Origin of the sequence: Parafrankia soli (assembly GCF_001854695.1) — a bacterium.
GTDB lineage: Bacteria > Actinomycetota > Actinomycetes > Frankiales > Frankiaceae > Parafrankia > Parafrankia soli.
Map to the genome: position 1 here is coordinate 1 of NZ_MAXA01000237.1, position 26,283 is coordinate 26,283.

Consider the following 26,283-nt stretch of genomic DNA (forward strand, 5'->3'; position numbering starts at 1 on the left):
ACCCCGGTCAGAACAGGACGACAGCAGGGGCTTGCTGGTAGCAAGACGACACCACACCGACACGGTCAGCTGCACATCTCGCCGGCTGATACGCGGTCGAGACCTGTGGGGTGCCAGAACTAGGCCAATGGAGCGGGGGAGGGACTGTTGCATGCCGCCGGGAGTGGAGTCCACACACGTGATGCACGGAGGGTGATCGTTTAACGGCGCGCCGGAGTGGCGGTGTGTGACGTAGAGCGATCACCGCGTGATCCTCGCGAAGAAACCCGCTACAGCAACTCGATGAGGAGATACGCGATGGCCGGGCGGCCGACTGTGACCGACGTGGAGGGGTTCGGCAAGGAACTGATGGCGGCGAGTCCGGATCTGCCGGGCTCATGGTTGATCAAGGGCGTTGCGGTGAAGGAGGTCGGCGACACGGGTTCGGCGTTGCTGGTGAAGGAGCCAGCGCGGCGGTTACTCTCGCCGCGTCGTCCTTCGGACCGGCGACGCTGACCCGGCCACTGTCCGGCAGATCGGTGGCCGGGTCGGGTCTGGTGCATCCGGCGAAGCTAGCTGATCTCGACAGGAGATCTTCCTGCGATGGGCCTTCTGACGGCCTCGTCAGCCGTGTGAGTGCGGGAAAGGCGGCAGCGACGGTGCTTCATGCGTTCGCATCGCTGGCCAGCGCGGACTCCTCGGCGGAGCCGACGGTGAGCCTCCACCGGATCTTCGTTGGTGGGGAAGACGCCGGTGCCGGACCGGCGGGTCGCGCGGACGCCGGGGTCGTGAGGGCGAGTTCACCCGGTAACAGTCAGTGACACCATCACCCACCACTCGGCCATCGGTTGTCCTCTGCGTCGATCGCCGGACGGGTCGGGCCGGTTCTTCCTTGTTCGCGATCAACTACGCGGTGTTATTAGGGCGTTCTGTACCCAGTAAGGGATGGTGTGACTGTTATGTCGTGGCGTCGCCGGCCGCACCCCGGCCGCGTGTGTGCGCATTGTGTGCGCGGATGTTCCGGCACGGCGCGGCATTTGCCGGCACGTTCCGACACGGAAAACGCCCCGACCTCGGATTTTCCGGCATTGYGCGTCATTTCCCRGCACGTTCCGATACGCGGTATTCCGTCTTGTAATCGAGCGGCTAGGGGTTCGAGTCCCCTCGCCGGCTCCAGACAGATAGCCCCTGACCTGCGGTTTTGCAAAGTCAAAGATCATTTTGACAAGATCAAACCGGGTTGGTGTGCGCATGGTGTGCGCATTTCGCGTTGGCGTGCTGGGAACGATCTTGTTTTGGGTGTCGCCTTTGTCCGTCTGGGCCGGGATCTGAGGGCCCGCCACCGCCCCACCGGTGGTTACGGTCTGTTACTTTTCTGCGGTTCTGGGGTGGGTGGGGTGTGGTAAGAGCGTTGCGCGTCGGCTGGCGGTGGCTCATCCGTGCACCCTGCCCTGGGGGTCACGCTGCGTGGGGATCGGGCGTGCACGGGGCCATTGGGGGCCGTGGCGCCGCCGTGGGCGCGAATGTGTCGGCGTGGATGACCCATCTGCACGGGGCCGGACCGAGCGTGCGCGTGTCAGCCGCGTAGCGGAGGTCGGCGGTCGGCGGTCGCATGGTCGACTGATCGGTTGCGTCAGGACAAGATGGACAATGCGGGTCATGAAGCACGACTTGAGCCGCTTGAACGAGCATGACTTCGAGCACTTGGCGCAAGCGCTGATGATGGCGGTGTTCGGCAGAGGAACCGTGGTGTACGGCGACGGGCCGGACGGCGGCCGGGACGCGACGTTTGACGGCGTGGTCCTGCTCCCCGAGGAGGCTGGGGGCGGTACCTGGGCGGGCTACGGCGTCATGCAGGCCAAGTTCCGGCGGCGTCCGCACGGGGACGCGCGAGACGCACGCTGRCTTGCTCAGCAGCTAGAGAAGGAGTTCGAGTGGTGGTCTAACCCGAAGTCTGGGCGGGCTAGCAAGGGACGTGCCCCAACGTACCTGCTGGTCGTGACCAACGTCGTGCTGTCCCCGGCTCTTGGCGGTGGGGGCATTGACATCATCGAGCAGCTGATCAGCAAGCATGCCGCCGGGCTGGGCCTGAAGAACTGGTGGGTGTGGCACCACGACACTCTGGGTCGGCTCCTCGAGATTCATCCCGGCGTCCGCCGTTCGTACGCAGGCGAGATCCTCTCAGGTGATGTGATGTCGTCGTTGCTCGAGTGGATGGCAACGGAGTCAGACACGGACGCGCGTGTCCGTCGCGGCGGGGGCGGACCATCCGCAGCGTGCCCTTACAAGGGATTGGCCGCGTTCACCGAATCCGATGAGGGTCTGTTTTTCGGCCGCGAACAACTCACGGTACGGCTTGCTGCCCGGTTGGCACACTCCTACGGTGAGGGCCGGCCGCTGGTCGTTCTCGGGGCGTCCGGCGCCGGGAAGTCGTCGGTCCTGGCAGCCGGTCTCCTCCCCGCGTTGCGTCGGGGTCAGCTCGGGATTCCCGGCTCTGCGGACTGGCCCCACGTGACCTTGACACCGACGGCAACGCCGCTACGTGCCCTCGCCACCGCATTGGCGCCAGCTCTCGATGCCGCGCAGCTATCCGCGGACGCGGTGGCTGCGGAGCTCAGGGACGCGCCCAGCCAGGTGGCGGCTCGCCTCCGCGGCCGTCACCTGACTTCGCTGCCCCCGACGAGCGCCGGCCGGGGGGTTGTCCTCGTCGTCGACCAATTCGAAGAACTTTTCACGCTGTGTAATGATTTGGGTTCCCGGCGGGCGTTCCTGGATGCGCTCGCGGTGCTGGCGGGCTGCACAGATGACACCCCGACGCCCGCCGCGGCCGTGGTGCTCGGTATCCGAGCGGACTTCATCGAGCACCTCGCGGCCTATCCGCGCCTGCGGGAGGCCGTGGAGGCGTACCCGGTGCTCGTCGGTCCGATGAGCGGGGACGAGGTGCGTTGCGCCATCGAGCAGCCCGCCGCGGCAGCCGGGTTGAACCTGGAACCGGGCCTTGCCGACGTCATCCTTGAGGATCTCGATGCCAACCCTGTGAGTACATTGTCTCGGTCGGCGCAGGGAAGGCCTGGGCACCATGTCGGCCATCTGCCCTTGCTGTCGCACGCCTTGCTTGTCACCTGTCAGCGCAGCGGCGGCACTCTGCTGACTTTGGCCGCCTACCACGCGACCGGTGGGATCCGCCGGGCCGTGGCGAGCACCGCCGAGGAGATCCTCGGCCGGTTCGATGACGCTCACCGTGAAACCGCTCGCCACCTGCTGCTCGATCTCGTGCGGGTCGGTGAGGGCACCGACGACACCCGCCGCAAGGTCCCGCTCGAACGGCTACTCACCAGCACCGCTGACCCCCGCAGGGCCCGGGACGTCTTAAACGCGCTGGCCGCGCCCGACGCCAGACTCGTCACAATCCACGAACAGCACGTCGAGATCACCCACGAGGCCCTGCTGCGTGCCTGGCCGACCCTGCGCTCCTGGATCGACAGCGACCGCGCCGGCCAGCTCCTACGCCAACGCCTCGATGACGACGCGAACACTTGGCACGACGATAAACGTGCCCCCGGCCACCTTTACCAGGGACACCGCCTCGCCACTGCCACAGCCTGGGCCGCGGACCCCCGCAACCGAGCTCAGATGAGCCCCCGGGCACGGGACTTCCTCGCTGCCAGCCGGGAACACACGCGCCGTACCCAAAGACGGGCCATCGCGGTCGTCGCCGTCCTCGCCACCCTGGTCACCGCCGGCGGCATCACCGCCCTCGTGCAGTGGCAACGCGCCCTCGACCGCGAGCAAGCCACCGAACGCGCTCGCCGGACCGCGATCGCCGAGAGCCTCCTGGCCAGAGCCGATGCGCTTCAGAACGATGACCCGCGCACCGCTCTGCGACTCGGCGTCGCCGCCAACGCGATCGCTGACGGCCCGCGCCCGCGCATGAACCTGCTCGACACGCTTGTCAACAGCAACCTCGCCGCGACACTGCCCGGCCACACCRCCACCGTCAACGCGATCGCGTTCGCGGAGACAACCGGGACTCTGGCCACCGGCAGCGCCGATGGTACGGCTTTCCTCTGGAACATCTCCGACCCCGACCGGCCCCGGCTCCTCGCCGGGCCGCTCCGCGGCAACACCGGCGGCGTCCTCGCCGCTGCTTTCACCCCCGACGGCTCCTTCCTCGCGCTCTCCGGCACGGGCACGTCGGACTTCGGCCGCGGAGGAGGCGATGGGGTGACCGATGACGCCGATGTCATCTTGTGGGACACATCCAATCCCGCCTCTCCTCGACGTATCGGACAACCGCTGACCGGCCACGTAGGCAACATCACCGGAGCGGTGTTCACCGCAGGTGGTCGGACACTCATCACGGGTTCCACGAACAACTCACAGGATGATCGGGGCACGATCATCCTGTGGGACACCTCCGATCCCGCCTCTCCTCGACGGATCAGTACCATCGACCACGGCATCGGCACAGGGCCGCGTTCCCTCGCAACCAGCCTCGACGGCGCCACGCTCGCCGTCGCGACGGAGCAGGGCACGGGGCTTTGGGATGTTCGCGTCCCGGCATCGCCACGTCCCCTCGTCACTCTGCCGCGCCCCGAGGAGCAGGTCCTTAACGGCGCCCTTCCCGCGACCGACGCCGGGGGCTTTGACGCGCCATTCGCGCAGCTCGGACGCGTCAACGCCGCAGCGTTCACCGCCGACAGGACTGTCCTCGCCACGGGTGGCACCGGCGGCGTGTGCCTCTGGGACGTTCGCGACCCGGCCGCGCCTCGACTACTGGGACAGCCAATCACCTCGGCTCCTACCAACGCGCTCACCGTCAGCCCCGATGGCAACACGCTGGCGACCGGCAACGAGGACGGCACCATTCTGGTTTGGAACATCGCCGACAGGGCATCCCCGCGCCGTCTCGCCACTTTTACAGGCCACCGCGACGGCATACATTCCATGCTCTTCGCTAGCCGTGCAGCCATGTTGGTAACCGCGAGTTTCGACGCCACCACCGCTCTTTGGCACGTCAACAACCCGGCAACGCCGCAGGCCCTCACCTCGCCGTTCGGGCCGGCATTGGAAGAGCGTCAGGCGGCCGATCGGGGCGGTGTCGCAGTTGCCGGTCAGAGTGCCAATGGCGAGGTCCTGGCGGTCATCACGCACAGCCCACTCCCCACCATCCACCAGACCGGCGCCTCCGGCGACAGCACGGAAAGTGCGGTTGAGCTGTGGGACCTTCGTCGTCCGGGAGTGCTCCCGCCAGTCTCCGCACTCCCCAGCTCAGTCGATGGCTTCGGCCAAGACGTAACTAAGCTCGCCCCCGACGGCACATTTATGATCACTAACTACACCGACGCCGCTAACCAGGAAGACCCATCACAGCAACACGCTACCTTTGCCTCGTGGCACGGTCCGGTGGACCTCTGGGATACCGCTGATATCGCATCGCCCCGCCGAATCGCTAGGCTGACACCCGACGATCAGTGGATTTCGACTATATTCGACGATAGGGCGCATAGGCTTGTAGTCGCGCACGGTGGTCAAGTGGACCTGTGGAACCTTACTGATCGCATGCAGCCACGCCGTCATGTCATTACAGAAGAAATGATGGTTCAAGGGGCCGTTCTCACGGCTGACGGCTCAACGCTGGTCATTGCCGGATCCAGCGACGACGGCAAGAGTCGCTTGGGCGTCTGGGACACATCCGATCCATCCGCCCTGCGTCGCCTTGCGACTACCAGCTGGGAGGAAGGTCTTGGTCTTGGATTTGGTCAGAATTTGCTAGCTCTCTCACCTGACGGCAGGACTCTTGCTGTCGCCCTGTTCGAAGGGTCAACCCCGGGCGTGGCGCTCTGGGACCTCAGCGACCCGACCGCGCCCCGCCGGCTGGGAGGAATCTTGAACGTCGGGCGTGAATGGATCCGGTCAGCTACGTTCAGCCACGATGGCTCAATTCTCGCGATCAACGCCGGCTCTTTGTCCTTCTGGGCCGTCGCCGACCCCGCCACACCACTTCGTCTGTCGCCCAGCATCCCGTCATCCGATTTGATGCTGGGGGATGTCTTGGCCTTTACCGGCGATGACTCCGTCCTGACTTCCACCACGGGTCTTGGTTCTCTGCAGCCGACCCGCTTGGACACGAGGGCACTTGTCAGACTCAGCAGTGACTCTATTGCCGCCTCTTGCCGCAGAGCGGGAGGCGGCCTTACTTCGGTCGAATGGACACGGTACCTCCCCGATATCCCATACCAGCCCACCTGCGAGGCAGTGTCCGGTGATGATTCTTGATGGCCGCCCATCTCGAACCTGGTCGGCCATACCGCGCATGAAATTGTGTGCAGGGCAGCGGATGGAACGGTCGCGCTGGCGCCGGCCAGCGAGCTTCCAGTCAAGACGATTTCCACCCCGAAGATCGGCAGCCGGACGATCGGTCACGTCGGAGTGACAATTCGCGCTTGGAGACGACGTCCGGCGCGCGGCGGTAGAGAACGGTGAGCCGTCACAGCCAATGGCGAGGCGCCCTTCGCGCGCCGCGTCGTACGAACGGCTGCGCGAGGGCCGAGCCGAGTTCGGGATCAGACTGTGGCCACCCGGGCGTTGAGCTCTCGTACCAGCGGTTCGGATTCCCAAGCGGATAGTTCGCTGGCGAGGCGACGGGCCCGGCCGTGTACCTCGGCGTTCGGGGCGTGGCGAACCACGTCGAGAGCGGCGATAGCCGCTGCGGCGGCGTTGTCCGGGGTGGGGCGGTCGCCGCGGAGGTGTCCTGCCGCGGTTGCCAGGTGGGCGAGTGCCATGCCCTGACAGGGGCGTTCAAACGCCTCGACCGCCCTCGTGCCGTGGATGACGGCGACGGTGGCGCGGCCGGGTGTCTGGGCTGCGGTAAGCGCGACGAAAAGGTCCTCGTTCGCTGTGCCCCACGGGATCGCGGGCCGGCCGGCGATGGACGCGCTCCTGCCCTCCCTCATGGTCGTGATCGCGTTCTCGGCGCGGCCATACAGGCCAGCAACTGCTGCGGCTTCGGCTTCGTAGGCGGCGAGGCGGGCGCGGTCTGCCGGGTCCGCGCGTAGCCGGGCCTGTGCTGCGATGTCCGCCGCGTTGAGGGGGAGATTGGCCTCAAGTGCCTGCCAGGACTGGATTCCCGCGACGCGGGCGAGGAGGGCGGGTTCTCCGGCGGCGTTGGCGTGAACCTCCGCGATGCCGGCGAAGACGCGTCCGATGCTGTCATTGTCGGCGAAACTGGCCACGGTGGAGAGACCGGCCGCGAGGGTCCCAGCGAGTGAGGTCAGCTTCGGGATGTACTTGGGGTGCACGCGTTTCGAGAGGATCGTTTCGACGGTCACCCAGGCGTCGTAGGCCGGGGGGAACAGGTCCGCGGGGTCGGCCGCGTCGCGGTCCCGTTCCAGGTCCGCGAGAGCTGTCTCCGCCCCCGCGACATCTGTGATCTTCGGGTGATGGGTGCGGAGTTGATCGTCCACGCCGTCCGCGAAGGCCAGCACAGCCGCCGCGCTGAGACCCTCAACGCCGAAAAGCCGCCTGTCCGTTGGTCTCACCTCCCTCGCTTCCACTGTCCGCCCCAGCAGCGGCGGTAGTCCACCCATCCCGGGAAATGCCTTCGCGGCGATCCTGGCGAGGCGTATCTCCTCGTCCTCCCGCCGGACTTGGACCCACAACCCGAAGAGGGTTCCGTCGGCGCGTAGGCCCTGGTCGAGGGCGATGGCGACGGTATCGGAGGGGATGAGCCACTCGCGTCCGCCAGGCTGGTGACCTCGGGCCGCGGCGGAGAGGGCTTGGCGGGCGACCCCGGTGCGCTGTTCCAGCCCGGTCCAGGTGGCGTTGCGCCGCTTTCTGAGGGCGGCGAGGTGGGCGATGAACTGGTCGAGTGCTGGGCGGGGCTCGGGGCCTGGTCCAGTGTGCACGGGGGTTCCCCTCCAACCGGCCGTGTCGCTGTGTGTTTCCGCATTGCGTGCACGTGCCTGCATTGCAGGCTGCACGCCGCGTCTCGCGCAGTGTGTCATGGGTCGTGCACGGCGGGAATAATGCCGGCCACTTTCCCGGACCTGTGAGGAGCGCAACGTGAACATGGCCACGGATGCCCCCGCCGGGCCGGCTGGCTGGAGGCCTGCCGACGGCCGCCCGTTCCCCTGCGGGCCGCAGCCGCTGTTCGCCCGGCCGCGGACCTGCCAGGCGCGGGGTGGGCTGGCCGGGGTGGGGACGGAGACGGCCATTCTGCGCGTGGATGCTGCTCCCTCCCCACCTGTTCCTGTGCGGAGGTCGCCCCTGCTGGGGTCTGGTCGGGTGCCGGCCAGGTCTCCGGGGGGGTGCGCCGCGCTCCGATGCGGCCATCGCGTCCGCGTGATCGTGACCTGCTGGACACGGCTTCTACGTCGCTGCCCCGTCGGTTGTGTGACCATCCGCGGGCTGGGTGGCCTGGCACCCGTTCCGGGCGTTGCCGGCGTCCACCCGCGCCGGGGCGGGTGCCCCCCCACTTCTCTGACTGAGCTTGTCTGTGACTGAGCTTGGAGGCTCACCGATGACCAGTGACACCATCGCCCGGCTGGATTCCGACTCGGATGGTCGGGAGCGGATGCCTGATCCCTACGCGGTCGCGCCGAGGGCTGTGGAGATCTTCGACGCGGTCCGGGACCACGCCGAGTACGACCGGCTGCGCGCCAGCGCGCTGCGGCATGTGGCCCGCTGGGTGACGTTCACCGGCCTCCCGCTGATCGCGGGGTGGGACGCCGAGGTCGACGGTCCGGATCTGGTCGTCGAGGGGGTGAAGGTGCTGGCGATGAGGGCGGCGGTGTACGAGCAGATCGGGGATGAGCGGCTCGCTGGCCTTGAGGTGCCGGCGCCGGTCGAGGAGATCGTCCACGCGCTGGCCGCCCGGTTCACGGTCCTGTCCCGCGTCCAACAGGATCTGGACGTGGTGTTCGTGGACGGCACCGGCCGTGAGCCGGCCGGCCATGACGAGGGGTATGACGAGGACGGCTACACCGACCAGGTGTACGCCGCGGCCACATGGGGCGCGATACCTCGCCGCTATTGGATCGGCCAGGAGGAGACCCGCCGCCGGCTGTCGGTCCTGTTCGAGCACTACGAGTCGATCGGGATCCAGGAGGGTGGCCAGAGCCACTTCTTCACCTTCTCCGCGTCGCGGTAGCCGGTGGTGCACGGCCCCCGCGGCGCGGCACACGTCAGCGGGCCGCGCCGGGTCCCCGTGGCGTCGGACCGATTCCTGCCGCCCCCCGCCGGCCCGTCGTCGCCGGCCGCCGCGAGGGAGCCGGTGCTGGTGCGGCGGTCTGTGCTCGCGCCGCCCCGGGCGCCGGTGGTCGACGTGGCGCTGGGCCTGGCCCGGGTCTGGTGTGCCGGCCACGCTGTGGCCGGCACACCCGCGTTGGCGCACGCGGTCCGGGTTGCGCTCACCCTGGGCCGGGGTGTCCCCGACGCCGCACCTGCTCTGATCGCCGCGGTGCTGCTCCGCGACACCCCCAGCTACGCGGACATGGACGTCGTGAGTGAGCGGGTGGCCGCGCGGTGCGGTATCGACACGCTGATCGCGCTGTGGCTCCTGCATGGGGAGGAGACCATCGCGGGTCTGTTCCGCCACGACCCGCAGGCGGCGACCCGCCGGCTCACCGGGCTCCGCCCGGACATCGCCGCCGCCCTCGTCGCGGACAAGACGGTCCGGATCGGCGCTGTGCTCGCCGGTGCGCGGCAGGCCCGGGACGCCCGGGTCTACTGGGCCCAGCGCCGGGGGTTCCTGCTGACGGTGCCCTACGTCCGGGCCGTGCTGGTCGCGACCTCGGATCGGATCCCCGCGAGTCTCGCCGGTGACCTCGACCGGCTCTCCGGCAGCTCCGCCGCGCCGTCATGACGGCCACCCAGCCCCCGGTGCGGGCGCGTCGGCGACAGCCTGCCTGAGCGGGAATCTGGATCTCGTGCCCTGCAAGGGCGAAGGGATCCCCGGGCGGGTGGGCTGCCGACCGGTGAGATCACCGGCACCCGTTCGCCCGTCGGTAGGACCGTCACGGCGGGGTTGTGGGCGCCCGTCGACCGGGACCGGCTGGGTGGGGCCGGGACGCCCGGGGGTGGGTCGCTACGCGCCGATCCCGCCCGTGCTGGTGACCGGCGGAACCGCCGTCGGGGAACCGTTCCCGCGTTCGCGTGGATAGTGCCGCTTCCAGCAACGTCGGCCCGTTTTGGCGATGTCAAACGTGCTGGTCACAGGCCTGCTCAGCCACGGCTGGACCGGCCAACCTTGGCGGGTCCGGTAATAGCTGACCGGCCAGGGAGTGCGGTGGGCCCGGACAACGTGATGTTGTCCGGGCCCACCACACTCTGCGATTAGTTCTTGATGGCGGGTGCGGTTTTCTGGCGGGGGATGAGGCGGGCGACGTTCTCGGCTACTTCGCGGGCGAGTTCGGGAAGGATGTGGGCGTAGGTGTCGGCGGTGATCGCGATGCTGGCGTGTCCGAGGAGTTCCTGCACGGTTTTGATGTCGGCGCCGGCCGCGAGGGCGAGCGTGGCGGCGCCGTGGCGGAGGTCGTGCAGCCGGATCGGGGGCAGATCGGCGGCGGTGACGAGTTCCTTGAAGTGGGAGGTGACGTCGTCGGGGATGAGCGGCGCACCGTTCGGTTCGGTGAAGACGAGGCCGTTGTCGGTCCAGTGCTCACCGTGGGAGAGGCGGTGGGCRTTCTGGCGGGAGCGGCGGTGGCGGAGAACGGTGACGGTGTCGGTGTCGAGGGAGATCTGCCGGTCTCCGGCGTCGGATTTCGGGGCGCCCATCACGGTGTCCGCGCCGTGCTGGGTGATTTGCCAGCGGACGGTGAGGCTGCCCTCGTCGACGTCGAGGTTGAGGTCGGTCCAGTGGACACCGCAGGCCTCTCCACGGCGAAGACCACGGTGGGCGATGAGGTGATACAGCTCGTAATACCGGTCGTTCCGTGTCTCCGCGTGGTCGAGGAAAGCACCGGTCTGGGCCGGGGTCCAGACCATCACAGGTGAGGGGATCTCACCGGTGGCCTGCCAGCGGGCGACGCGTTCCGTCGTCCACAGCAGCGCCTTGGGGCGTTTCCCGGAGGGCAGTTCCACCCAGCTCGCGGGGTTGAACGTGATCAGTCCGATCCGGATCGCGTGGTTGAGCGCGGCGCGGAGTGTGGCGCGGATCCGCTGTTTGTAGGCGTCGCTGGTGACTTTCTGGCCCTTGAACGTTTCGCGGAGTTCGGGGTCTTTCCCGGCGCGGACCCGGCGGATCGTTTCGTTACGGATGTCGATCCGGTCGAACAGGTCATCGAGATGACCGACGGTCAGCTGATCGAGACGGATGTCCCCGATGAAGGGCGCCAGGTGCATGCGGATCGTTATCTCGTAGCCTTCGCGGGTGGACCGCCGGATGGTGCGCCGTCCCGCCAGCCAGGTGTGCAACCAGTCCGCGACAGTGATCTGTGGGTTGAGGTCCGCGCGGCGCCGGTACCGCTCCTTCACGACCGCGGGGTCCGGCAACGGATCCCCGGCCTTGAGCGCGTCGAGGATGAGCGTACGGATCTGGCCGACACCATGACTGTCACTGCCGGGAATGGCCAGGAGATCCTGGATGTGCTTGATCTCGGCGCTGGCCGCGTCATGCGAAGGAAGTCCAGACCGGCGCGCTTCCTGACGGCGACCATCGGCGGCCGGGGGAAGGTCGACACGGTAGTGCCAGGTCCCGTGATGGGAACTCCAGGTCCCGTTCTTCCTACGGAGCTTCGGGCAGCTGTTTCCCAGCTGCCGGCGGGTCTGGGGTTCACGGCAGCCGCACCGTTTGAAAATCGATCCGTTCGGGTTAGCCATGGGGCTCGTCACGGGCACTCCAGCAGAAGAATATGAAGGGTAGGGCGCCGGCCGGCCGGATAATCGGATATGCCGTCCGGCACCGCATCCGATTCAGGCTCGCCGTTTCGGTTCCTGTCAAGCCGATCCACCATTTTCTTTACGAATTCCGAGAAGGTGTTTCAGGGGTGCGGTCGGGACCTGATAGCGGCCCTTGACGCGGAGAACGGGGACGGGGAATTCGTTGCGGGCGGCGAGTTCGTAGGCTTTCGTCCGGCCTATTCCCAGGATTTCACCGGCGACGACGATGCCGACCGTCGCGCCGAGTCGTTCTATGTCCTGTTCGGTCCACGTTTTCACTCGACTCCTCGCGAGGACGCGTGGGTTCTCCTCTGGCCGGGCCTGGGAAGACTCCGCGGCGGGCGCGGAAGGATCCCGAGGACGCCCGGTGATCGAGCGGTGGGTGCCGCACCGCCCCAGGCACCCCGAGGGGCCTCGCTCGCACCGATCGGGCGACGAGTGGGCGACCCGGGGCGGCGCGGGACCCGACAGCGATCTGACGGTGATCTGACTCTGATCTGACGGTGATCTGACTGATGTTGCGTGTGCAACTTGTGTCAGATCACCGTCAGATCACGTGTGTGCAGGTCAGCGCCCTGTCAGGTCTTACTGGGCGGATCTTAGGAGAAGAATGTCCTCGTGGGCGGTGGCGTGGAGGGGGATGCCGGCGGCGTGGGCGGTGCGGGCGTTGTGGAGCGCGAAGAAGGTCGTGCGGGGTACCAGGCGGTCCTGCCGGAGGCCGGCGAGGAGGGCCGCGGCGCGCCCCGCGCGGACCAGGCCGACCCCGCTGGCGCTGTGCAGGATGGCGCCGGGGAGGTCGATGAGCTCACCGTCCTGGCGGTAGGGGCGGACCGCGATCGCGACCAGTCCACCGGGGCGGAGAAGTGCTGCGGCGCCGGTGAGAATGTCGGTGAATCCCGTGAGGAGTTCGTCCAGGTCGGCGGCGGCGAGGTTTCCCCRCCGATTGCTGTAGGTGTAGTCGCGTTTCCGGACCCCGTGTACCTGGTCGGCGTCGACCGCGCCGTGGGTCGCTTTCCCGTACGGCGGTGAGGTGAGGACCAGCGCCGCGGTCCCCCGCATGCCCTCGGGAGCGAGGGCGGGTAGATGGCGGGAGTCGCCGGTGATGAGCTGGATGGTGCCGGTGGCGCCGTGGGTGTGGGCGAGGGTGGCGTTGGTGCGGCCTATGGCGGCCCAGCGGGGTTCGTATTCGATCCCGAGGGCGTGGCGGCCCAGATGGGCCGCCTCCACCAGGGTGGTGCCGATGCCGCACATGGGGTCGACGACGAGATCACCCGGTTCGGTGAAGGTGGTGATGATGTGGCGGGCGAGGGCGGGCAGCATGCGGGCGGGGTGCGCCATGGATTCGGGGGTGTAGCGGTTTAGCCGCTGGAATCGGGGGTGGGTCTGCGACACCGCCCAGACGGTGAGCGGAACGGGTGCGTGCCGGTCAGCCACGCGCACCACCGGGCCGGGTGAACACGGCCAGGTCGGTGTGGACGGGCTCCAGCATCCCGTGGTCGGAGGAGGTCTCCGCCGGGGGGTGGAGTTCGTCGCCGTGGATTGCACTGGTGAGGACGATGATGTGTTGGAGGTAGCGCAGGCCGGTGGCGCGGGCGGCGGTAATGGAGTCCGCGAGCGGGTCGGTTGCCCCGTCGGTGGGGGTGTGGACGGTGAGGAGGTATCCCCCCGGGCGGAGTATTCCCACAAGCGTGCTCAGGTCGGGGAGGAGGTTTTCCGGGCTGGTGGTGGGCGGGTGGTCGATGATGAGTCCGGCGCCACGTTCCCGGCAGTGCGTGAGAATCGGGGTGGCGGCGGGCCGAGGGGCGCGGTGGAGTGCGAGGTATCGGCGCTGGAGGTAGTCGGCGGCGCCGATAAGGATTCCGGCGTCGTCGATACCGATAACGAGATCTCCGGTGTTGCTGAAGGTCGCGATGGCGCGGGCCGCGGCATCGGCGGGCAGAGACCCGGGGATTCCCGGGGTGATGGTGGGCCAGACAGTGAGCGGAATGATCCGCGGCTGATCGGTTCGGGTGGGACGGGGCTGAGGCACTCGGTTCCTCCGCAACAGGATGTCGCCAGTTCACCGCTCGGGAAAAGGGCGGCTGGTGACCGGGGGCTGTTCGGGTCCGAGTGAAGTCCAGGGCGTCTGACACTGATCTGACTCTGATCATCTGCAGGGTTCACGGCGATGTTTCTGATCAGAGTCAGATCACCGTCAGATCAGTGTCAGATCACCGTCAGATCGCTTCCGGACGCATCTTCGCCGCGCTGACCTGGGCGTGGACGAGTGTCAGATCACCGTCAGATGGGGTGTGGCGTCCTTGGGGCCGACCGGAACACAGGGCCTCACGGACGGGAGTCCACCCATGGCGGTACACGACTTTGGGAACACGGCGGAATCATCGTTGGATCTGGCGGAGGCGGCGTTCCTGACGCTGGCGGAGTCCTGCGCCGCGCTGGGGGTGAACGGCGCTGATGTCCCGGGCATGGCGGACCGGTGGTTCGGCCTGCGGGAATTGCGAGTGGAACTGATGCGGCCACAGATGTCGGTGGCGACCCGAAACGCGGTGTGGGCGTTTCTCCTGCGCTCGCGGAAGGTGGATGCGTGGAAGGTGGCGGCGGTGGGGATGGCGATGCCGGCGCTGCGGCATATCGCCGCCACGCTCGCGCCGGCGTATCGCGGGGACATCGCCGATCTCGACGCCGAGGTGTTGACCGGCTATGTCGACGTGCTGGCCGGGCTGCCGGCCGGGGCGCAGGGAATCCCGGTGCGGTTGGTGTTTGGGGCTTTCCGGTCGGGGCTGGTGGAGGTGGCGTCGTATCGCAGGCGCGGGGTGGAGGTGCCGGTGCTGGACGCGGTGCCGCGCTGGCCGTGGCTGGACGTGCGCTGGTTGCTGGCGCAGGCGAGCGAACGGGCGGTGATCAGCCCGGTGGACGCGCGCCTGCTGCTGGTGAACCGGGTGCGGGGGGTGGCGTTGGCGGAGGTGTCTGCCCGGGGCGGCACGCCGGGGGAGGAGTTGGCGGTGCGCCGCCGCCGCGCGGAACGGGACCTGGTGGCCGCGGTCGTGGCGGGTCGGGTCGGTCTGGGTACGGGTGGTGGCCAATGACGGGGCGAGGCCGTGCCCTGCGCCGGCACGTGGGCGGGGCTCTGCAGGCGGCGAGCACCGTGATGCGCCGCCTGCTGGGGTCTGTCCCGCCCGTGTGGCTGGGGGTGGCCGGGGGGTTGGCCGCGGCGGGGTGGCTGCTGCTCGCGCAGCCCGCCGGGGGGCCGGGCGGGATGTGGCTGCTGGTGCCGTGCGGGTCGGTGGGGGAGCTGGTCCGGGTGGGCTGCGCGGCGTTGGCTGGCTCGCTGGCGATCCTGCTTCTGCGGGCCGGCGGGGTCGCGGCGGACCCGTTTCCGCGGCGAGGGCGGCGGCGTGAGGATCTGCTGCGGCTCGCGGTCGGGTGCGTGGTGGTCGTGGTCGTGCTGGTCGTGCTGTCCGATGTGGCGGGGGCGGCGGCGGTCGTGACGGGGCAGCAGGCGCCGCCGCCGCCGGCACCGGTGTCGACCGCGCCGGATCTGAACACAGTGCTGAACAACGCGAGGAACTGGCTGATGGGCATCCTTGCGACGGTCGCGACGTTCTTCTTCACCCTCGGGGCGGCGCGGTACGGGAGCGCGAACGGTGATCCCGGCGAGGTCGAGCGCGCGAAAAGCGCGTTCCGTAACGCGGCGATCGGTTACGGCCTCGCGGTCCTGGCGCCGTTGGTGTTGCAGGCGTTGCGATCGGTGGTCGGGGCCTGATGCTCCGGCCAAGGCAGAAGCCGCGGCGGCCCCGGGTGTGGGGGTGGCGGGTCGGGGTGGTCGTGTGCGTGCTGGCGGTGGGTGCCGGGGTGCTGGTGGCATCGGCGGGGGTGGCGGGGGCGCAAACCGCGCTCCCGGCCGCGCCGTCCGTGTCGCCGGCTCCGGCTGACGCATCGGCGCAGCGGGTGGAACCCGCCGCCCCCAGACCGCAGGTCCCCCCGGCCGTGCCGGGCCCCTCCGGCGGGGATGCGCCCGCTCCCTCCGGCGGGCCCTCCCCCGAGGGCTCCGCTGGGGGACCGGCGCCGACCACAGCGCCGGGACAGGTGCCAGCGCCACCGTCCGTGCAGCCGGCCCCGACCGCCCCCGCCCTCGACGGTGACGGCGGTGGCGGGGGTGGTGGGGGAGTGGTGGGCACGCTGTTCGGCTGGGCGGACATCCCCGGCCGGATCCTTCGCGCGATCAACGGCTGGTTCGAAGGACTCGTCGAGGCAGCGCTGGAGCCGGTCATGCGTCTGCTCGGCCAGACCATTTTGAGTACCCCGGATGTGACGGAGCAGCCGCGGATCCGGGAGCTGTGGGCGGGCAGCGTGCTGATCGCGAACAGTGTGATGCTGCTGGTGCTGATGGCCGGTGGGGTCGCGGCGATGGGCTACGACAGTGTGCAGACCCGCGCTACCGCGAAAGAGATGCTGCCCCGGATGATCCTCGGGTTCGGGGAGGCGAACCTGAGCCTGCCGCTGATCGGCTGGTCGATTGATGCYGCGAACGCGCTGAGCCGGGCGTTTACGAACATGAGYGGGCTCGATGCCAGTGGGGCGTTCAGCGTGCTGCTGACGGTGCTTGCGGCCGGGCGGATCCACGGCATCTTCSTGGTCCTGCTGCTGCTCGGCGTGGTCGGGATGATCGTGATGCTGYTCGTCGGCTGGGTGATCCGGGTGATCGTGCTGATGGGGCTGGCGGTGACCGGTCCGCTGATGCTGATCTGTCGGGGCCTGCCGTGGACGGAGCACGTCGCGAACCTGTACTGGCGGGCCACAGCGGGCTGTCTGGCGGTGCAGGTCGGCCAGTCGGTGCTGCTCGTGCTGGGTGTGCGGGTGCTGTTCGCCAGCGATGACGGCGGGTTCCACCCCATCGGCGTGGCGGACAGCCTGGGCAACATCCTGACCGCCGCCGGGCTGTTCTACGTCGCGATCCGCCTGCAGTCCACCGTGATGCGCACCGTGATGGGCGGCGGCCGGTCCACCGTCGTCTCGTTGGTCAAGTACCGGCTATTGCGCCAGGGCCTCCACAAGCTCGGCATCCCCCTCTGACCGCCGCCTCCGGCGTTCTCCCTCTCTCCTTCTTGTCGCTCTGTGGCCTGAAAGGTCGTGTTTGCTATGCCCGAAACATCATCATTTGGCCGGGTTCGGATTCCATCGGATGTGGATCGGCCGGATCGGATCCTGGCCGGGTTGACCGCCCGTCAGCTGACGCTGCTGGCCCCACCGGTCCTGCTCGCGGTCGCGGTCTACTGGACCGCCTCGCCGTATCTGCCGTTGCCGGTGGTGGCGGTGCTGGTGGTGCCGCTGCTCGGCGGCGGCGTCGCGCTCGCGCTCGGCCAACGCGGCGGGGTGACCGCGGACCGGTACGCCGCCGCGGCGCTGGCCCACCACCGCGCCCCCAAGCTTCACCTCGCCGCCCCCGAAGGGATCCCCGTCCAGCCGGGCTGGCTACCTGACATCCCCGCCGCCCGCCGCCGCACGCCGGTGGCGGCGAGGCCGCTGGCTGGCGGGGTGGATGCGGCCGGGGTGATCGACCTGCGCGGCGCGGTCGGGGTCGTCGCCGAAGTGGCGGGGGTGAACCTCGCCCTCGCCGGCGACTCCGACACCGAGCGGAAAGTCGCCGGGTACGGGCGGATGCTTAACGCGCTGTCCGGCCGGATCCAGATCACCATCCGTGGGGTGCCGGTGCGCCTTGACCCGCACATGGACCGCCTGCGCAGGCTCGCCGAGCAGGCGCCTCATCCGGCGCTGGCCGCCGCGGCCCGCGACCACGCCCACTTCCTTGGGGATATCGCGGCGAGCCGGCGGTTGCGGAGCCGGCAGATCCTGCTCACCGCCTACGAACCCATCCCGGCGCTGCGTGGCGGCCGGGACACCGCCGCGGCGGCGGCGGCACGTCGTCTCGAGGAAGCCCTCGGTCTGCTCGCCGCCGCCGGCCTGCGCGGCCGGATCCTCACTGGCCCCGAGCTGACCAGCCTGCTCGCCTCCGCCGCCGACCCGGCAGGCCCACCACCACCCGACCGTGTCACCGCGGCCGGCCCCGTCCTCGGACACGCACGGACGGGAGGCCGCCGATGAGCCGCCGCAACCGGCTGCACATCGCCACGCAGGGTGCACCGTCACGCAGCCGCCGGCCCGTACGCCCCCACCGCGGACAGGGGCCGGGGCAGCTGCTGCCCGCCGAGGGCCCGGCGCTGTTCACCCCACCCGCGTTGCTGGTGGATGCCGGGCAGATCGAGGTCAGCGGGATCTGCGCGACCACGATCACCGTGGTCGGCTACCCGCGTGAGGTCGGGCCGGGGTGGATGGAGCCGCTGCTGGCCTACCCGGGCCGCCTCGATGTCGCCCTGCACATCGACCCGACCCCACCGGCGGTGGCGGCGCTGCGGCTGCGCCGCCAGCTCGGCCGGCTCGAGTCCGGCCGCCGCGCCGACGCCGCGGCCGGCCGGCTCGCCGACCCCGAGCTGGACGCCGCCGCCCAGGACGCGGGGGAACTGGCCCGTCAGGTCGCGCGTGGTGAGGCACGGCTGTTTCGCGTCGGGTTGTATCTGACGGTCTACGCCGACGGCCGCGACGAGCTCACCGAGGAGGCGGCGCGGGTCACTGCGCTGGCGCACAGTCTGCTGCTCACGGTGCGCCGCGCCCGGTACCGGACGGTGCAGGGCTGGGTCAGCACCCTGCCCTTGGGCTTGGACCTGCTCCAGATTCGCCGGGCGATGGACACCCAGGCGCTGGCCGCCGGTATCCCGTTCACCACCCCCGACCTCCCCCTGCCCGACCCGGACCGCCCCGGCGCCGCCCCGGTCGCCTACGGGACGAATCTGCACTCGGCGGGCCTGGTGATGCACGACCGGTGGGCGCAGCCGAACTACAACTCGGTCACCACCGGCGCTTCCGGGGCCGGCAAGAGCTTCCTCGCGAAGCTCGACGTGCTGCGTTCCCTGTACCAGGGCGTTGAGGTCGCCGTGGTGGATCCGGAGGACGAGTACAGCCGGCTCGCCGCCGCTGTCGGGGGCACCCGCCTCGCGCTCGGGGAGCCCGGGGTGCATCTCAACCCCCTCGACCTTCCCGCCCACTCCCACCACGACCCCGACCTGCTCACCCGCCGGGCCCTGTTCTGCCACACCCTCGTGTCCACCTTGCTCACCGACCACACCGACGACGGCGGGCTGGGCGCGGGGGGCCGGGCGGCGTTGGACGCGGCGATCCTGAGCGCCTACCGCGCTGCGGGGATCACCCACGACCAGGCCACCTGGACCCGGCCCGCCCCGCTACTCGCCGACGTCGCCGCCGCCCTGCGCAGCGCGGAGGACCCGGCCGGCCCGGCGCTCGCCGCCCGTCTCGCCCCGTTCGTTGTCGGCTCGCACGCGGGCCTGTTCGCCCATGCGACCACCACCAGCCCGACCGGGCATCTCGTCGTCTACTCCCTACGCGCCCTGCCCGACGAGCTGAAAGCCGCCGGCACGCTGCTCACCCTGGACGCGATCTGGCGGACCGTCGCCGACCCCACGAAACGACGGCGGCGTCTCGTCGTGGTCGATGAGGGGTGGCTGCTGATGGCCCATCCCGCCGGCGCCAAGTTCCTTTTCCGCCTCGCCAAGGCCGCCCGGAAGCACTGGGCGGGTCTGGCCGTGGTCACCCAGGACTCCGCCGACCTCCTGAGCTCCGAGCTGGGCCGGGCGGTCGTCGCGAACGCGGCCACCCAGATCCTGCTGCGCCAGGACCCGACCGTGATCGACGACCTGCGTCGGGTCTACAAGCTCACCGACGGCGAAGCCACCCAGCTGCTCACCGCCGGCCCCGGCGACGCCCTGCTGCTGACCGGGACCGGGCAGCGCACGGCCCTACACGCCCTGGCCTCCCCGGCCGAACACGACCTGATCACCACAGACCCGGCTGAAAGCACCCCTACCACTCCCGCCGACCCCGACGTGGGCCCGCTCGACCCGGCCTGGGTCGAACGCCCCGCCGTCGCGGCGACCGGGCCGGGTCGCGCTGCTCGCCGGCCGCCGGTCCGCCGGCCGGTGGACGACGACGCCGACCCGTTCTAACCCGGCCCGCATCCCCGCCGCGCCGGGTGGTGCCGCCGCCGGGACCCAGGCGGCACCACCCGGGCCGCCTCACCTCTGCCACGTCCTGTTTGTGCTGCTCACATGCCTGGAGGCATTCATGATCGTTGCTGTTTCGGCCCCTCCGCCGGGGCTTCCCCCCGTCCCTCCTCCACCCCCTCCGCCCCCGGCTCCGGCGCCGGAGCTGCCGGGGTGGTTCACCGACCCCGACCAGATCGTCTCCGGCCTGCAGTCGTGGCTGGCTGGCCATGCCGGCTGGTGGCCGCTCGCCCTGCTCGCCGTCGTTCTGCTGATGGCCGCCTCTTACGGCCGCGGCCGGGTCCGGGCCCATCGGCATGCGGTGCTGTGTGAGGGGGCGCGGACGGTGGAGATCCTCACCCCGCCCGAGGTGCCTGCCCACGCGGCGGAGATCTTCTGGGGTCAGATGGGTGGCCTGCAACGCCCGTTCTGGGACCGGCTGTTCCACGGCCAGCCGCATCTGGGCTGGGAGCTGGTCGCGACCCGGGCGGGGACGGTGATCCGGCTGTGGGTTCCGGGGCCGGTGCCGCCGGGGATGGTGGAGCGGGCGGTGCAGGCCGCGTGGCCCGGCGCCCGGACCACGACCCGGCCGGCGAGCGCGCCGCTGCCGGACTATGCGCTGGCGATCGGCGGGCAGCTGCGCCTGGCCCAGGTCGACGTCCTCCCGCTACGCGCCGACCCCTCCGGAGACCCGATCCGCTCCCTGCTCTCCGCCGCCTCCGAACTCGACGACCACGAAGCCGCGGTGGTGCAGCTGCTGGCCCGGCCGGTGACCGGCCGCCGGCTCACCCTCGCGCGCCGGGCGGCGGCGCGTCAGCGGGGCCAGTACGCCCCCAGCCTGCCCGGCCGCGCCCTCGACCTGATCACCCCTCATGCCGGGCCCCGCCCGGCTCCCGGGCAGGTGGTGGGCCAGGCCGGGCCGACACCGCCGGAAGACTCCGCCGCGTCCCGCGCGATCGGCCTCAAAGCGGTCGGCCCCCGCTGGGAAGCCACGGTCACCTACGCCGCCGCCCATCTCGCCCCGCCGATGACCAAGACCGGGCAGCAGGCCGCCGCGACGATGCTGCGCGGCCGAGCACACGCCCTGGCCTCCGCGTTCGCGTTGTACGCCGGGCACAACTATCTACGCCGCTTGAAGCTGCCGCGCCCCATCCCGGTGCTCGCGGGCCGGCGGCTGCGCCGTGGGGACCTGCTCGCCGTCGGGGAACTCGCCGCCCTCGCCCACCTGCCCCTCGATACCGCTGTCCCGGGGCTGTCGCGGGCCGGGGCCGCGGCCGTCGCACCCCCGGCCGGTATCCCCGAGTCCGGGCGAGGTGTGAAACCCCTCGGAGAGTCGGAGGCCGGCCGGCGCCGCCGCGTCGGATTGAACGTCGCCGATGCCCGCCACCACGTCCACGTGGTCGGGGCGACCGGGTCGGGGAAGTCGACGCTGCTCGCGAACATGATCCTCGCCGATGCGGAAGCCGGCCGCGGGCTGGCCGTCTTCGACCCGAAAGGCGACCTCGTCAATGATGTCCTGGCCCGTCTCCCCGCCGACGCGGCCAGCCGGGTGGTGCTCCTCGACCCCGAGGACGCTGCCGCTCCACCGTGTCTGAACATCCTCGACGGCGGCGACGCCGATCTGGCCACCGACCAGCTGGTCGGGATCTTCCGGCGGATCTGGGCGGACAGTTGGGGGCCGCGGACCGATGACCTGCTGCGCGCCACCTGCCTGACCCTGCTGGAACGGCGCACCCGCACCGGGATCACCCCGACGTTGGGCGACGTCGTCAAGGTCCTCACCGAACCGGACACCCGACGCAAAGCCACCACGGGAATCACCGATCCGATCCTGGCCAGTTTCTGGGAGTGGTACGGGCAGCTGTCCGACGGTGCCCGCGCGGCGGCGATCGGCCCGATCCTGAACAAACTCCGCGCCCTGCTGCTGCGGACGTTCGCGCGCCAATCGCTGGCCGCGGGTCCCTCCACCGTCGACCTGCGCGAGGTTCTGGACCGTGGCGGGATTCTCCTGGTCCGGATCCCCAAAGGCGTGATCGGGGAGGACGCCTCCCGGATCGTCGGATCGATCGTGTTGGCGAAGATCTGGCAGACCGTCCTACACCGGGCCCGCCTGCACCCCGACCAGCGCCCCGACGCCACCTGTTTTTTGGACGAAGCCCAAAATTTCTTGACATTGCCGGGGGCGGTGGAGGACATGCTCGCTGAGGCCCGCGGCTACCGGCTGTCCATGACTCTAGCGCACCAGCACCTACGTCAACTCCCCGACGATTTGGCCGACGCCCTGTCCACCAACGCGCGCAGCAAACTGTTCTTCGGCGTCAGTCCGAAAGATGCCGCGGATCTGTCCCGGCATGTCAGTCCCGTTCTGACCCAGCATGACCTCGCTCGGCTCCCCGCGTGGACGGCCGCGGCCCGCCTGGTGGTGGACCAGGCCGACACCGCCGCGTTCACCCTGCGAACCCGGCCCCTACCACCGGCCACCCCGGGACGCGCTGATGCGCTGCGGGTCGCGGCACGCCGGCACACCGGCGCACCCGACGCCGGGCGCGGCCCCCGGTCCGGTCAGGGCGGGGGTGGCCAGTGAGTGGCGGTGAGCAGACCCTGTTGGAGGTGTCCGGGCGGATGACCAGCCGGGACCGGTGGATGTTCGCGATGCTGCACGAACACCGGGTCCTGACCCGTCACCAGCTCACCCGGTTGGCGTTCACCGGTGACCGGATGACCCGGCTGCGTCTGGCGACCCTGACCCGGCTGCAGACCGTTGACCGGCTTCGCCCCTACTACGGTCAAGGCCGGGGCACCGGCCCCTACCATTACGCCCTCGGTCCGCTCGGTGCGGCGATCCTCGCCGCCGAGCGCGGTCTGAGTGTGGCCGAGCTCGGCTACCGCCGCGACAAGCTGCACGCCTGGGCGAACTCGCCGCGCCTCGGTCACCACCTCGGCGTCAATGCGGTGTTCACCGCCCTCGTCCACGCCAGCCGCCCCCGCCCGCAGCACGAAGGACTCACCGTCTGGTGGTCCGAGCAACGCGCCGCTGCCCTGTGGGGGCAGTGGATCCGCCCCGACGGCTACGGCACCTGGCAGACCGCCCGCCGCCGGCTCGACTTCTTCGTCGAGTTCGACACCGGTAGCGAATCGCTGTCCCAGGTCGTCCGCAAGATCCCCGGCTACACGCGTCTCGCCGCCTCCAGCGGCCTGACCAGCCCCGTGCTGATCTGGCTACCGTCCGCGACCCGGGAACGGGAGCTGCGCGCCCGCCTCGCCGCGACCCCGGCAGGGGTCGTCATCGTCACCGCCGCCCCCGCCCCCCTCACCACCAGCCCCCTCTCACCCTCCGCGCCCTCCACCGAACCGCCCGACCTCGCCCCCGCCCGGCCGGTCTGGCTGCCGCTGAACGCCACTGCCCGCACCGACCTCGACGGGCTCACCACCCGCTACGGCACCCCGATCGTCAGCCGTTCCCCGTTCGACGAGCCCGACCCCACCGACGACGACGAGACCGATCCGGCGCCGGCACCGCGCCCACCCGCGCCGCACTTCGGGCCGCGGTCCCCCCTCGGCCCTGCGTGACCCGGCTCGTCCTCGGACTGTGCGCGCTGCTCCTCGCCATACCGATCCTCGCCGGCGGCGTCGCGGCCGGACTCCTCGGCGGCGAGGCCGCCGGCGGCGGGCAGCCGGCACCCTCCCCGACCGCCACGGGGGAGATCCCCGTCGACTACCAGCGGCTCTACGTCACCGCGGCGGCGACCTGCCCGGGGCTGCCGTGGACGGTGCTGGCCGCCGTCGGGAAAGAAGAGACCGACCACGGCCGCAACCCGGACTGGACCTCGGACGCCGGCGGCGGGCCGATGCAGTTTCTGCCTACGACCTTCGCCGCCTATGGGGTCGACGGCGACGCCGATGGAAACGCCGACATCACCAATCCCGCCGACGCGGTCTACTCCGCCGCCCACTATCTGTGCGCCTCCGGCGCACGCGACGGTGCGGATATACCCGGGGCGCTCTATGCCTATAACCACGACACCTCGTATGTGACGCGGGTTCTCACCCAGGCCGACGTTTACACCACCCCCGACCTCACCACCAGCAGCGGCCCGTCGGACGCGGCGCTGACCGCGGTGGACTACGCCACCGCGCAGATCGGCCTCCCGTATCTGTGGGGTGGAGACGGCCCTGACTATGGGGAGAAAGGCTTCGATTGTTCGGGGCTGACCCGGGCCGCCTACGCCGCCGCCGGAATCACCATCCCCCGCGTCGCCCAAGACCAGTTCAACGCCGGCCCGCACCTGCCACCCGGAACGCCACTGGAAATCGGAGACCTCGTATTTTACGGAACGTCCGACATTGACATCACCCACGTCGGAATTTATATTGGCGGTGGGAACATGGTGAACGCGCCCCGGCGCGGGGCCCCGGTCCGGACCGAAACCTACGTCCGCCCCAGCTACCGCGGAGCCACCCGACCCGCCCCCGCGTCGGCCGGCCTTCCCTAACTCCGCGCCGCCCGCACCGCCCGGCCGGAGGTGGCACGGACGGCCCGAGGAACCCTTACAGCGGAGGCCCCTCCAGCCATGCAGGGAAAATCCGAACCCCTACCCTCCTTTATACCCTCCATTATTCCCGCCACCATTCCCTCCATTATTCCCTCCGATTAGGGACGGAGGGGGAGCGGGCAGGTAAAACCGCAGGTCAGCGGCCCGCGGGCCCCTCCGATGGTTGGCCAGGCTACGCCGCCCGGAGGCAGGAAAACACGTGCGGCGGCCCGGCGCCCGCCCGGGGGGCGGACACCGGACCACCCCACGGTTTTCCGCCTCCGGGCGGCTATCCGCCCTGGGCCCGGCGTCCCGCCGGCCCCAGGCCTGGCCCGCGCCCGCCCGCGTGCGCGGGGCCGGGCGCGGGGCGCCCGGGAAGGTGGGCGGCGGGCCGCCGCCGGTCGTGTGCGCGCACCCCACCACCCCCTTTCGTTGTCGCGTCGAATCCGTTGTCACCATTCTATCTCGATCGTCGCGCATTCACCATCCCCGTTTTCATGACTCTTTTCGCCCATTACCTATCCGCGCATACGCGGATAGCTCGCGTTCGCCATTCAGGCAAGCGCATTTCCATGACTCTTTTCGAAAACATTCCCTAAAGAGTCATGGAAAACCCCTTCCCATTGTCGAATGGGCCAGGTTAATGTTGTCCCACACCGAAAACGCACCGCCCGAACGGGAAACGCGAAACGCGAAACCCGAACGGGAAACCGGCACCGCGAACGATGCGACCGGGATGTGCGCACCGGACCCCCACCCATGGAAAGGAAGGTGACCCGTCATGTCCACACCCACCATCGCGGTGTTCCCCCACCCCAGCGGGGTCTACTACGCGCATCTGGTCGACCCCGACGCCGGAATCAACGTGGTCGCCCCGACCCCGTTCGACACCGCCGGCCTGGCCGTCGAACAGGTCGCCGCCCGGCTGCGGAAGGTGCGCGGCAATGAGGACGCCGTCATCCGACCGCACCGCACCGCCGAGAAGTGGATCAACTACGCCCGGCACGAAGGACACCTGGACGCGATCACCGAAGCGTTCGGTCACCCCACCCCCCGCGAAGGAGACGATCATCATGCAGCGTTCTGAGGGGTACCACCAGTTTCCCGCCGTCGGARACGTGGTGGTCGCGATCGACCATGACGGTTACGACGCGACGTCGGTGTCGGTCCGCACCCTGCGGGACCCGACGGCCCTGAGGATCACCCTCAACCAGCAGTCGATCTTCGACGCGGACGTGCGCTACCCCGACCCCCGCGTGGTCGACCTGGGCGGCGGTAACGCCTACCAGCCGGCGCCGTGCCTGTGCGGCGCCGTCACGGCCATCGAGAAGCCCCGGGGTGTCCGAAGGATCCTGCGCAGGCTCCGCCGCCGGTAGCAGCCCCTGGCTTTCCCCAGGTCGGGTGGCATGCGGATCCGCACGCCACCCCCCACCCCCCGGAAGGAATCCCGCACGCCATGGGCCACCCGACCGCCCCCACCCCCGACCCCAGTCCGCAGGCTGGGATCCCGGCACCGCCCGGGGCCCGGATCCTCACCCCCGACGAGGCCGCGCACCTGATCGTCACCGGTGACCATCCCGCTGGCGGAAAGGGATCCCTCGAGATCGACGCCGCCCTGATCACGCTCGTGCGTGACGGTCGGGTGCGCGTCGCGCAGTTCCCCGACGGCACGCTCGCCTTCGCCGTCGTCCCCGACACCGCCTGACCACGCACGCCCGCTGTGGCCGGTCCCGGGGACGTCTACCCGCCCCCGGGGCCGGACCCCCGCACCGCCGCACCCC

General features: G+C 70.1%; 20 protein-coding genes. 15 read left to right on the forward strand and 5 right to left on the reverse strand.

What is annotated here, in order from left to right; all coding sequences use genetic code 11:
* Positions 1-297 precede the first annotated feature (297 nt).
* Positions 298-495: a hypothetical protein gene (locus BBK14_RS25000; protein WP_071065697.1), complete on the forward strand. Its 198-nt coding sequence runs from the start codon at positions 298-300 to the stop codon at positions 493-495.
* A 1,143-nt stretch (positions 496-1,638) separates the two neighbouring features.
* Positions 1,639-6,258 (forward strand): nSTAND1 domain-containing NTPase, encoded by a 4,620-nt coding sequence (locus BBK14_RS25005; protein ID WP_198541432.1) that lies wholly within the window; start codon positions 1,639-1,641, stop codon positions 6,256-6,258.
* A 287-nt stretch (positions 6,259-6,545) separates the two neighbouring features.
* Here the strand turns inward: BBK14_RS25005 and BBK14_RS25010 are convergent, their stop codons facing one another.
* Entirely contained in the window at positions 6,546-7,886 is a 1,341-nt protein-coding gene (locus BBK14_RS25010; protein ID WP_071065699.1) for a hypothetical protein, read from the reverse strand.
* A 614-nt stretch (positions 7,887-8,500) separates the two neighbouring features.
* Here BBK14_RS25010 and BBK14_RS25015 point away from each other — a divergent pair.
* Together BBK14_RS25015 and BBK14_RS25020 are read left to right on the forward strand one after the other, a co-directional pair.
* The gene (locus BBK14_RS25015; protein WP_083391240.1) at positions 8,501-9,130 is read left to right on the forward strand and encodes a hypothetical protein; all 630 of its coding nucleotides are present in this window, start codon (positions 8,501-8,503) and stop codon (positions 9,128-9,130) included.
* A 129-nt stretch (positions 9,131-9,259) separates the two neighbouring features.
* Positions 9,260-9,844 carry a hypothetical protein gene (locus BBK14_RS25020; protein ID WP_131802409.1) on the forward strand — a complete coding sequence of 195 codons (585 nt, stop codon included), beginning with the start codon at positions 9,260-9,262 and terminating at the stop codon, positions 9,842-9,844.
* A 470-nt stretch (positions 9,845-10,314) separates the two neighbouring features.
* Here the strand turns inward: BBK14_RS25020 and BBK14_RS25025 are convergent, their stop codons facing one another.
* The 4 genes from BBK14_RS25025 to BBK14_RS25035 form a co-directional block, all read right to left on the reverse strand.
* On the reverse strand, positions 10,315-11,472 hold the full coding sequence (locus BBK14_RS25025) for a site-specific integrase (RefSeq protein WP_241831831.1): 1,158 nt from the start codon (positions 11,470-11,472) through the stop codon (positions 10,315-10,317).
* Positions 11,473-11,916: 444 nt separating this feature from the next.
* Positions 11,917-12,138 carry a DNA-binding protein gene (locus BBK14_RS35885; RefSeq protein WP_083391241.1) on the reverse strand — a complete coding sequence of 74 codons (222 nt, stop codon included), beginning with the start codon at positions 12,136-12,138 and terminating at the stop codon, positions 11,917-11,919.
* A 306-nt stretch (positions 12,139-12,444) separates the two neighbouring features.
* Entirely contained in the window at positions 12,445-13,299 is an 855-nt protein-coding gene (locus tag BBK14_RS25030; RefSeq protein ID WP_071065746.1) for a TRM11 family SAM-dependent methyltransferase, read from the reverse strand.
* A complete protein-coding gene (locus BBK14_RS25035) occupies positions 13,286-13,888 on the reverse strand; it encodes a hypothetical protein (protein WP_071065702.1) in 603 nt (200 codons plus the stop codon). The genes BBK14_RS25030 and BBK14_RS25035 overlap by 14 nt, the downstream gene beginning before the upstream one ends.
* Positions 13,889-14,243: 355 nt before the next feature.
* On the opposite strand from BBK14_RS25035, the gene BBK14_RS25040 reads away from it, so the two are divergent.
* The 11 genes from BBK14_RS25040 (at position 14,244) to BBK14_RS25090 (ending at position 26,207) form a co-directional block, all read left to right on the forward strand.
* Positions 14,244-14,945, forward strand: coding sequence for a hypothetical protein (locus BBK14_RS25040; protein WP_241831832.1), 702 nt, complete (start codon positions 14,244-14,246; stop codon positions 14,943-14,945).
* Positions 14,942-15,622, forward strand: a complete 681-nt coding sequence (locus BBK14_RS25045; RefSeq protein WP_071065704.1) for a pilin — start codon at positions 14,942-14,944, stop codon at positions 15,620-15,622. Before BBK14_RS25040 ends, BBK14_RS25045 begins: the two co-directional genes overlap by 4 nt.
* Before the next feature lie 407 nt (positions 15,623-16,029).
* Entirely contained in the window at positions 16,030-16,932 is a 903-nt protein-coding gene (locus BBK14_RS25050) for a TrbL/VirB6 family protein (protein WP_241831833.1), read from the forward strand.
* 66 nt (positions 16,933-16,998) lie between these two features.
* On the forward strand, positions 16,999-17,961 hold the full coding sequence (locus tag BBK14_RS25055) for a PrgI family protein (RefSeq protein WP_071065706.1): 963 nt from the start codon (positions 16,999-17,001) through the stop codon (positions 17,959-17,961).
* The gene (locus BBK14_RS25060; protein WP_071065707.1) at positions 17,958-19,934 is read left to right on the forward strand and encodes a VirB4 family type IV secretion system protein; all 1,977 of its coding nucleotides are present in this window, start codon (positions 17,958-17,960) and stop codon (positions 19,932-19,934) included. The genes BBK14_RS25055 and BBK14_RS25060 overlap by 4 nt, the downstream gene beginning before the upstream one ends.
* Before the next feature lie 118 nt (positions 19,935-20,052).
* Positions 20,053-22,554 (forward strand): type IV secretion system DNA-binding domain-containing protein, encoded by a 2,502-nt coding sequence (locus BBK14_RS25065; RefSeq protein WP_083391244.1) that lies wholly within the window; start codon positions 20,053-20,055, stop codon positions 22,552-22,554.
* 38 nt (positions 22,555-22,592) lie between these two features.
* Complete coding sequence (locus BBK14_RS25070; protein WP_241831835.1) at positions 22,593-23,540, forward strand: replication-relaxation family protein; 948 nt, start codon at positions 22,593-22,595, stop codon at positions 23,538-23,540.
* Positions 23,537-24,463: a C40 family peptidase gene (locus BBK14_RS25075; RefSeq protein WP_071065709.1), complete on the forward strand. Its 927-nt coding sequence runs from the start codon at positions 23,537-23,539 to the stop codon at positions 24,461-24,463. Before BBK14_RS25070 ends, BBK14_RS25075 begins: the two co-directional genes overlap by 4 nt.
* A gap of 820 nt (positions 24,464-25,283) precedes the next feature.
* Entirely contained in the window at positions 25,284-25,589 is a 306-nt protein-coding gene (locus BBK14_RS25080) for a hypothetical protein (protein ID WP_071065710.1), read from the forward strand.
* Entirely contained in the window at positions 25,576-25,878 is a 303-nt protein-coding gene (locus BBK14_RS25085) for a hypothetical protein (RefSeq protein ID WP_071065711.1), read from the forward strand. Before BBK14_RS25080 ends, BBK14_RS25085 begins: the two co-directional genes overlap by 14 nt.
* A gap of 80 nt (positions 25,879-25,958) precedes the next feature.
* The gene (locus BBK14_RS25090) at positions 25,959-26,207 is read left to right on the forward strand and encodes a hypothetical protein (RefSeq protein ID WP_071065712.1); all 249 of its coding nucleotides are present in this window, start codon (positions 25,959-25,961) and stop codon (positions 26,205-26,207) included.
* The last annotated feature ends 76 nt before the right edge of the window (positions 26,208-26,283 follow it).